The 8,699-nt window shown below is 72.6% G+C and carries 8 protein-coding genes; 6 read left to right on the top strand and 2 right to left on the bottom strand.

The window, feature by feature from the left end; all coding sequences use genetic code 11:
* A partial coding sequence (locus ACOV8S_RS09695; RefSeq protein ID WP_448317298.1) for an alpha/beta fold hydrolase occupies window positions 1-567 on the bottom strand: 567 nt, incomplete at its 3' end.
* Between the two features lie 141 nt (window positions 568-708).
* Here ACOV8S_RS09695 and ACOV8S_RS09690 point away from each other — a divergent pair.
* Complete coding sequence (locus tag ACOV8S_RS09690; RefSeq protein ID WP_448317297.1) at window positions 709-1,338, top strand: helix-turn-helix domain-containing protein; 630 nt, start codon at window positions 709-711, stop codon at window positions 1,336-1,338.
* Window positions 1,339-1,415: 77 nt separating this feature from the next.
* Here ACOV8S_RS09690 and ACOV8S_RS09685 read toward each other — a convergent pair whose 3' ends face one another.
* Window positions 1,416-2,222 carry a nuclease-related domain-containing protein gene (locus ACOV8S_RS09685; RefSeq protein WP_448317296.1) on the bottom strand — a complete coding sequence of 269 codons (807 nt, stop codon included), beginning with the start codon at window positions 2,220-2,222 and terminating at the stop codon, window positions 1,416-1,418.
* A 213-nt stretch (window positions 2,223-2,435) separates the two neighbouring features.
* Between ACOV8S_RS09685 and ACOV8S_RS09680 the strand changes: the two genes are divergently transcribed.
* The 5 genes from ACOV8S_RS09680 to ACOV8S_RS09660 all read left to right on the top strand — a co-directional run bounded on the left by ACOV8S_RS09680 (window position 2,436) and on the right by ACOV8S_RS09660 (window position 8,697).
* Complete coding sequence (locus ACOV8S_RS09680; protein WP_448317413.1) at window positions 2,436-3,617, top strand: ROK family protein; 1,182 nt, start codon at window positions 2,436-2,438, stop codon at window positions 3,615-3,617.
* A gap of 159 nt (window positions 3,618-3,776) precedes the next feature.
* The gene (locus ACOV8S_RS09675; RefSeq protein ID WP_448317412.1) at window positions 3,777-5,285 is read left to right on the top strand and encodes a sugar ABC transporter ATP-binding protein; all 1,509 of its coding nucleotides are present in this window, start codon (window positions 3,777-3,779) and stop codon (window positions 5,283-5,285) included.
* Window positions 5,282-6,331 (top strand): ABC transporter permease, encoded by a 1,050-nt coding sequence (locus tag ACOV8S_RS09670; protein ID WP_448317295.1) that lies wholly within the window; start codon window positions 5,282-5,284, stop codon window positions 6,329-6,331. Before ACOV8S_RS09675 ends, ACOV8S_RS09670 begins: the two co-directional genes overlap by 4 nt.
* A 31-nt stretch (window positions 6,332-6,362) precedes the next feature.
* A complete protein-coding gene (locus ACOV8S_RS09665) occupies window positions 6,363-7,400 on the top strand; it encodes a substrate-binding domain-containing protein (protein ID WP_448317294.1) in 1,038 nt (345 codons plus the stop codon).
* Window positions 7,401-7,503: 103 nt separating this feature from the next.
* A complete protein-coding gene (locus tag ACOV8S_RS09660; RefSeq protein ID WP_448317293.1) occupies window positions 7,504-8,697 on the top strand; it encodes a Gfo/Idh/MocA family protein in 1,194 nt (397 codons plus the stop codon).
* Window positions 8,698-8,699 lie beyond the last annotated feature (2 nt).

The raw sequence follows: 8,699 nt of genomic DNA, 5'->3' as shown, positions 1-8,699 counted from the left end.
GGTGTCGGCGGACAGCGCGGCGTAGAAACCGGCGAGCCAGCCCCGGACGTCGGGCTCGATCTCCGCCTCGGCGCGGCCGGATTCCTGGAAGTACGAGACGTAGAACTCCTGCTCGGGGCCGCCGATCCGGCCGAAGACGTCACTGGGCCGCGGGCCTCCGGGCGGTGCGTAGGGGACGCTGAGAAGGCCGACGGCGCGGAAGATCTCCGGGTGGAGCAGGGCGGAGGTGGCAGCGATGTTGGAGCCCCAGTCGTGGCCGACGACCACCGCGTCGTCCTCGCCGAGGGCGCGCACGACGGTGACGTTGTCCTCCACCAGATCGAGCATGCGGTAGGCGTCGGTCCGGGCGGGCCTGGAGGAACGGCCGTAGCCGCGCACGTCGATCGCCACCGCCCGGTATCCGGCCGCGGCCAGGGCCGGGAGCTGACGGCGCCAGGAGTACCAGGACTCGGGGAACCCGTGCACGAGCAGGACCAGGGGGCCGGTGCCCTGTTCCACCAGGTGCAGGCGTCCGGCCGGGGCCTCGACGGTGCGGTGGCGGAGCAGGGTGTTCGGCTCGGATCGCATGGGTGCTTCTCCTCGGTTCGCGGGCGGACGCGGCTTCCCGTCGATCATGCGGCGCGACACCCGCCCGACGCGATCGGACGTGCCGTCCTGGCAAACTCACCGGTGGACGGTGGGGCGACGCTGCTCGAAGGAGGGGGCACGGTGGCGGTCGACGAGGTGGACGGCACGATGGCGGCGATGGGGCCCAGGCTGCGCGCGGCGCGCGAGAAGCACGGCGGCACGCTCGCCGGGGTCGGCTGCGCGACCGGCATCTCGCCGAGCACGTTGTCGCGGATCGAGACCGGCCGGCGCAGGCCCACCCTGGAGGTGCTGCTGCGGCTGTCGCAGGAGTACGGCGTCACGCTGGACGAGCTGGCCGGTACGGCACGCGTCCCGGTGGGCGAACCGCGCACGCCGGCTCCGCCGAGCTTCGGCGACAGCAAGGTCGTGCTGCCGCTCACCCGGTACGTCGGCGGTCTGCACGCGCACAAGCACGTCCTGCCCGCTGTCGAGGGCCCGCCCGCACGGCCGCGTCAGGCGTCCCACGAGGGCCACGAGTGGCTGTGCGTCCTGTACGGGCGGTTGTGGCTCGCGCTCGGCGACCAGGACCTCGCGTTGGCCGCCGGGGACGCCACCGAGTTCGACACCCGCGTTCCCCACGGGGTGGCGAACGCGGGCTCCGAGGGACCGGTCGAGTATCTGGTCCTGTTCGGGCCGCAGGGAGAACGCCTGCGACAGGTCCGCCCTTCGGCCGCCGGCCGCGGGGCGGGTGGGAGAAGAGCGGGTGCGTGAGCCCGGCAGACATGTCGCCCTCGGGTGTCTCGTACGGGGTGCGGGTCATGCGGGAACCGCACCGGAGCCCTCCCGGTTCACGGTGCGCCTCGTCGCCCTCGTGATCCGCGGCGCTGCGCGTGGAAGGTGTGGTCGCGGCGTATCAGCGCCGCGATCCTGCGGCAGGTGTCGGCGTCCAGGACCGGCCTCCGGTCCTGGATGGCGTCCAGCAGATAGTGCGTGCCGATGCTCACCACGTCGATGGAGCAGTTGTCGCAGAAGCCCAGGCTCGCCCGGTCGTTGACGACCGTGACAGCGGTGTGGACCGTGGTGTACACGCCGCGCGTGGCGAGGAAGGTCTGCAGGGCGGAGGCGGGCTCGCTGACCTGACGGCCCCAGCTGCGGCCTCGGCGGTCCGTCAGCGTTCCCTGGTCGACCAGATTTCCGTACCGGTCGTACTTCTCGTAGCCCCAGTGGTCGCCCTGGACGTGCACGCGCACATTGCGTCCCTTGACCTCGATGGCCCAGACACCTCCTGGTCCGACGAGGAGGTGGTCGATCTCGCCCCTGCGGTTGGTGTACCCGCGGAACAGCAGCCATGCGTCGGGCAGTTGTCGCAGGGCGTGGGTCACCGTGTCCTCGGCGGCCACTCCTGCTTCCTGCTGCGCCCGGCGGTGGAGGAGCGCCGGATCGACGACCGGCGCTCTGCGCTCCAGCTCGCGCACCTCGAAGTAGTGCGCCAGCCGCCGGCCGAGCTGCCACCACCGCCGTGACGCGGCGTTCCGTGCGCGAAGGTCCGCGACAGCCGCCAGGTGCTGGGCGACCGCACGGTGGTGGCGTTCGATCTCCCCCTCGGTGCGCCGGAGTTGACGGCCGGGGTGGTCGGAAAGCACTTCGGTCAGCATCGTCGCAGTCTATGAATCGGCGAGCGCGCCCGGTCACAAAACGAGTGACGCCTGCCTTCCGGGGCGAGGGCCGGGCAGGGCTTTGTCCTGTCGCGGGAAGAAGTCACGCGGATCCGTGCGCAACTTCTTCCCCCTTCGCGCTGCCGCTGCTACGTTCTCCGCGAAAGCAACACGTGGGTACGGCAGTTGGGCCAGGAGGGGATCGTGAGACGTATGACCGCGCGGCCCGCCAACGCCCATCAGGCCCGCCTGCTGCGGCTGCTGCGGGACGAGGGGCCCAGCTCCCGTGCGCAGCTGGGTGACCGCGTCGAACTGTCGCGGTCGAGGCTCGCCGTCGAGGTGGACCGGCTGCTGGAGACGGGGCTGGTCGTCGCCGACGGTCTCGCCGCCTCCCGTGGAGGCCGCCGCTCGCACAACGTCCGGCTGGCTCCCGGCCTCCGTTTCCTCGGTGTGGACATCGGCGCGACCTCGGTCGACGTCGCCGTCACCAACGCCGAGCTGGAGGTGCTGGGGCATCTCACCCAGCCGATGGACGTGCGCGAGGGTCCCGTGCCGGTCTTCGAGCAGGTACTGGACCTGGCCGCCAAGCTGAAGGGATCGGGGGCGGCGGAGGGATTCGACGGCGCCGGTATCGGGGTGCCGGGGCCGGTGCGGTTTCCCGAGGGGGTCCCGGTCGCGCCGCCGATCATGCCCGGCTGGGACGGTTTCCCGGTGCGGGAGGCGCTCAGCCAGGAACTGGGCTGCCCGGTCATGGTCGACAACGACGTGAACCTGATGGCGCTGGGCCAGATGCACGCCGGTGTGGCGCGCTCCGTGGACGACTACCTGTGCGTCAAGATCGGCACCGGTATCGGCTGCGGGATCGTGGTGGGCGGCAAGGTGCACCGGGGGGTCACCGGCAGCGCCGGCGACATCGGCCACATCCAGGCGGTTCCCGACGGCCGCCGCTGCGCCTGCGGCAACCGCGGCTGCCTGGAGGCCCACTTCGGCGGGGCCGCGCTCGCCAAGGACGCGGTGGAGGCCGCCCAGCAGGGGCGTTCACCGCAGCTCGCCGCACGGCTGGCCGAGAACGGCCGGCTCACCGCGGCCGATGTCGGCGCCGCCGCCGCGGCGGGCGATGCCGCCAGCCTCGACCTGATCCGTGAGGGCGGCACGCGCGCGGGCCAGGTCATCGCGGGCCTCGTCAGCTTCTTCAACCCCGGCCTGGTGGTGATCGGCGGAGGGGTCACCGGCCTCGGCCACAACCTCCTCGCCGCCATCCGCACCCAGGTCTACCGCCAGTCCCTCCCCCTGGCGACCGGCAACCTGCCGATCGTCCTGGACGAACTCGGGGCCGCCGCAGGAGTGGTCGGCGCGGCCCGACTGATCAGCGACCACGTGTTCTCCCCCGCCTGACAGCAGCAGGCGCCGTCTCCGCTCCACCCCCCGACGGCCGGGGCCGTGCAACCGCCCGGCCCCGAGCCGTACCCGCCGTCACCTCGCGCGATCCGTGCCGCCCTGCCTAACGCCGGGAGATGCGTCATGCCGTCCGAAACCTCCGCACCACTGCTCACCATGACCGCGATCACCAAGTCGTTCCCGGGCGTCCGCGCCCTGGACGGGGTGGACCTGGAGGTCCGGGCCGGCGAGGTCCACTGCCTGCTCGGGCAGAACGGCGCGGGCAAGTCCACCTTGATCAAGGTGCTGGCCGGCGTCCACCGGCCGGACGGCGGCGCCGTCACCTGGACCGGGGAAACGGTCTCCCTGCGCTCCCCCAGCGACGCCGTGCGCCTCGGGATCGCCACCATCTACCAGGAACTCGACCTGGTCGAGCACCTGTCGGTCGCCGAGAACATCTACCTGGGCCACGAGCCCACCAGGGCCGGCTTCGTCGTCCGGCCCCGTGTGGCCCGTGAGGCCTCCGCCCGGCTGCTGCGCCGGCTCGGGCACCCGGAGATCGATCCGGCCCGCCCGGTCGGCGCGCTGTCCGCAGCGCAGCAGCAGATCGTCTCCATGGCCCGCGCGCTCTCCCACGACGTCCGGCTGATCGTGATGGACGAGCCGTCCGCCGCCCTGGACCCCGGCGAGGTCGACAACCTCTTCCGGATCGTCGCCTCCCTCACCGAGGAGGGCGTGGCGGTCGTGTACATCTCCCACCGGCTGGAGGAGATCCGCCGCATCGGCGACCGGGTCACCGTCCTGAAGGACGGCCGGGCGGTGGCCGGAGCACTGCCCGCGCGGACCACGCCCACCCGGGAGATCGTCTCCCTGATGACGGGCCGCAGCGTCGAGCACGCCTTTCCGCCCCGGCCCGCCCGTTCGCCCGAGGCGGCGCCCGTGCTCACCGTCCGGGGTCTGGCCCTGGAGGGGAAGTTCCAGCCGCTCGACCTCGACCTGCGGCCGGGCGAGATCGTCGGGCTGGCCGGGCTGGTCGGCTCCGGCCGGTCCGAGATCCTGGAGACCCTCTACGGCGCGCGCCGGCCCGCCGCCGGCCGGGTCCTGGTGGACGGACGGCCGCTGCGGCCCGGCAGCGTGCCCGCCGCGGTCCGCGCCGGCCTCGGCCTGGCCCCGGAGGAACGCAAGGCGCAGGCGCTGCTGATGCTGGACAGCGTCACCCGCAACGTCTCCGTCTCCACACTCGGCAGGTTCGCCAGGGGCGGCTGGCTGGACCGCCGCGCCGAGCGCGCCGCCGCCCGCGCGGCGACCCGGGAGCTGTCGATCCGCCCCGACAACCCGGACGCCGCCGTGCGCACCCTGTCCGGAGGCAACCAGCAGAAGGCCGTGCTGGCCCGCTGGCTGCTGCGCGGCTGCCGCGTCCTGCTGCTGGACGAGCCCACCCGGGGCGTGGACATCGGCGCCCGGGCGGAGCTGTACGCGGTGATCCGCCGCCTGGCGGACGAAGGGCTCGCGGTGCTGCTGGTCTCCAGCGAACTGCCCGAGGTGCTCGGCCTCGCCGACCGCGTCCTGGTGCTCCGGGAGGGCCGGGTGGTGCACACCGCGCCGGCCGGCGAACTCGACGAGCACCGGGTCCTCGATCTCGTGCTGCACGCCACCGACGCGGCTGCCGAAGGGAGCCAGACATGACGCACCCCGTGTCTCCGTCAGCCGGCGGGGTCCCCCCCGCCTCCGGTGCGGAGAAGCAGGCGCCGCCCTCCGAGGGCCGCCGCACCGCACCGCCGCCCGTGTTCGCACGGCTGGACGTGCGGACCCTGTCCCTGCTGGGGGTGCTCGCCGCGCTGGTCGTGGCCGGTTGCGTCACCCGGCCCGAGGCGTTCTGGGACCTGGACAACCTGCGGCTGGTGCTCACCCAGGCCTCGGTGGTCGGGGTGGTCACCGTGGGCATGACCTTCGTGATCACCGCCGGCGGGATCGACCTGTCGGTCGGCGCGATCGTGGCCCTGTCGTCGGTGTGGGCGACGACCGTGGCCACCCAGGAGTTCGGCTTCGCCGGCATCCTCTTCACCTCGGTGGTGGTGGGGGTCGGCTGCGGTCTGGTGAACGGGGCGCTGATCGCGTACGGCGCGATGGTCCCGTTCATCGCCACCCTCGCCATGCTGGCCTCGGCGCGCGGGCTCGCCCTGCTGATCACCGAGGGACGCACCCAGCGGGTGACCGTGGAGGGGGTGCTCGACCTGGGTGGCCGCGACGCCTACGTACTCGGCGTCCCACCCCTGGTGCTGGTCTTCGCGGGAGTCACGGTCGCCGGATGGCTGCTGCTCAACCGCACCACCTTCGGCCGCCGCACGGTGGCCGTCGGCGGCAACGCGGAGGCCGCCCGGCTGGCCGGCATCGACGTCCGCCGCCAGCGCCTGTACCTCTACCTGCTGTCCGGACTGTGCTGCGGCATCGCCGCGTTCATGCTGGTCGTGCTCTCCGGCTCGGGCCAGAACACCAACGGGAACCTCTACGAACTCGACGCCATCGCCGCCGCGATCATCGGCGGCACGCTGCTCAGCGGCGGCCGCGGCACCATCGTCGGCTCCGTCCTCGGTGTGCTGATCTTCACCACCATCACCAACATCTTCGCGCTGAACAACCTGCAGAGCGACGTCCAGCAGATCGCCAAGGGCGCGATCATCGTCGCCGCCGTCCTGGTGCAATCCCGCACCGTCAAGAACGAGCTGACCTGATCCGTCCGAGCCGACAGAAGGGTCCACCACCATGCCAGACCTCACGAGCCGCAGGGGACTGCTCTTCGGGACCGCCGCCGTTTCGGCCGGCGCCCTCCTGGCGGGCTGCACCAGCAACGAGAAGGACAAGGAGAACACGGGCTCCTCCCAGCAGGCCGCCGACGACAAGCCCGGCAAGGCCGTCACCATCGGCTTCGCCGGCCCGCAGGCCGACCACGGCTGGCTCAACGCCATCAACGAGCAGGCCCGCGCCCGCGCCGAGAAGTACTCCGACGTCACCCTGGACATCACCGAGGGGTCCAACGACACCGCCACCCAGATCGGCCAGATCGAGACGCTGATCAACAAGAAGGTCGACGTCCTGGTGATCCTGCCGGCCGACGGCGCGGCGCTCACCCAGACCGGTCTGAAGGCCATGCGGGCGGGGATCCCGGTGGTCAACCTGGACCGCGTCTTCAGCTCGCCGCAGGCCTACCGCTGCTGGGTGGGCGGCGACAACTACGGCATGGGCCTCAACGCCGGCCACTACATCGGCGAGAAGCTCAAGGACACGCCGAACGCCAAGGTGGTCGAACTCGCCGGCCTGGACAACCTGGAACTCACCCGGCAGCGCACCAAGGGCTTCGACGACGCGCTGAAGAACTACCCCAACATCAAGAAGGTCGCCCGGCAGGCCGCCGAGTTCACGGTGGAGAGCGGACAGGCCAAGATGGCCCAACTGCTGCAGGCCCAGCCCAAGTTCGACGCCCTGTGGAACCACGACGACGACCAGGGCGTGGGCGCCCTGCGGGCCGTCGACCAGGCGGGCCGCAGCGGCTTCCTGATGGTCGGCGGGGCCGGGGCTCTGTCGGCGTTCGAGGCGATCAAGGCGGACGACGGGGTGCTGAAGGCCACCGTTCTCTATCCGCCGACCATGGCGGCCTCCGCGATCGACCTCGCCCGCGCGCTCGGTCAGGGCAAGGGGGTCTCCGGCCTCGCCGAGTTCGAGATCCCCTCGCAGGTCACCGCGTACTCGGCCGTCGTCGACAAGTCCAACGTCGACCAGTACATGTCTGTCGGCTTCGACTGACCCCCGGAGCCGAGCGCGGGCCCGGCCGTGGGGCCGGGCGAATGGTGCGCTGCTCGGGCGGGGGCCGTCCGAGCAGCGCGTGTCGACGAGGAGGAGAAACCGCATGCCACAGTCCGATCCGTCAGCACGACCCGTCCTCGGGATCGGCATGGTCGGCCACGCCTTCATGGGCGCCGCCCACTCCCAGGCGTGGCGCACCGTGGGCCGGGTCTTCGACCTGCCCCTGGAACCCCGGCTCGCCGTGATCGGCGGCCGTGACCCCCAGGCGGTCCGCGCCGCGGCCCGGCGGCACGGCTGGGCGGCCGCCGAGACCGACTGGCGCGCCCTGATCGCCCGCGAGGACGTCGACCTCGTGGACATCTGCACCCCCGGCGACAGCCACGCCGAGATCGCGATCGCCGCCCTCGAGGCCGGCAAGCACGTCCTGTGCGAGAAGCCGCTGGCGAACAGCGTCGCCGAGGCGGAGGCCATGACGGCGGCGGCCCGGGCGGCCGAGGAGCGCGGGCAGATCGCCATGGTCGGGTTCAACTACCGTCGCGTCCCCGCGGCCGCCCTGGCGCAGGAGATGATCGCCGCAGGCCGCCTGGGCACGCTGCGCCACGTGCGGGTCGTCTACCTGCAGGACTGGCTGGTGGACCCCGCGTTCCCGCTGACGTGGCGGCTGCGCAGGGAGAGCGCCGGTTCCGGCGCGCTCGGGGACCTGGGCTCCCACATCGTCGACCTCGCCCAGTACCTGACCGGTGACACCTTGGCCGGGGTGTCCGCCCTCACCGAGACCTTCGTCCGTGAACGGCCGCTGCCCGCCGCCTCGTCGAGCGGCCTGGCCGTCACGGACGCGTCGGTGGGCCGAGGCGCGGTCACCGTGGACGACGCGGCCGTCTTCACCGGCCGCTTCGCCGGCGGCGCCCTCGCCACCTTCGAGGCGACGCGTTTCGCGACCGGCCGGAAGAACGCCCTGCGCATCGAACTCAACGGCTCGCAGGGCTCGCTGGCCTTCGACCTGGAGCGGCTGAACGAGCTGGAGTACCACGACCACCGCGAGGCCGCTCCGCACGCCGGGTTCCGCCGCATCCTGGTCACCGAGCCCGAGCATCCCTACCTGGACGCCTGGTGGCCGCCCGGGCACGGGCTGGGTTACGAGCACAGCTTCGTCCACCAGGCCCGCGACCTGGTGCACGCCGTGCACACCGGACGACCGGCGGCCCCCACCTTCGCCGACGGTCTGCGCGTCCAACGCGTCCTCGCGGCGGTGGAGGCGAGCGCCGCCGAGGGCTCCGCCTACACCCCCGTGGGGTGAGC

It is taken from the genome of Streptomyces sp. CO7, assembly GCF_053474865.1.
This window is presented reverse-complemented; position numbering and strand designations above follow the sequence as displayed.

Bases quoted from the DNA above. Each gene is read 5' to 3' on its own strand.
- ACOV8S_RS09685 (WP_448317296.1), bottom strand. From the start codon at position 2,222: ATGCTGACCGAAGTGCTTTCCGACCACCCCGGCCGTCAACTCCGGCGC.
- ACOV8S_RS09680 (WP_448317413.1), top strand. From the start codon at position 2,436: ATGACCGCGCGGCCCGCCAACGCCCATCAGGCCCGCCTGCTGCGGCTG.
- ACOV8S_RS09675 (WP_448317412.1), top strand. From the start codon at position 3,777: ATGACCGCGATCACCAAGTCGTTCCCGGGCGTCCGCGCCCTGGACGGG.
- ACOV8S_RS09670 (WP_448317295.1), top strand. From the start codon at position 5,282: ATGACGCACCCCGTGTCTCCGTCAGCCGGCGGGGTCCCCCCCGCCTCC.
- ACOV8S_RS09665 (WP_448317294.1), top strand. From the start codon at position 6,363: ATGCCAGACCTCACGAGCCGCAGGGGACTGCTCTTCGGGACCGCCGCC.
- ACOV8S_RS09660 (WP_448317293.1), top strand. From the start codon at position 7,504: ATGCCACAGTCCGATCCGTCAGCACGACCCGTCCTCGGGATCGGCATG.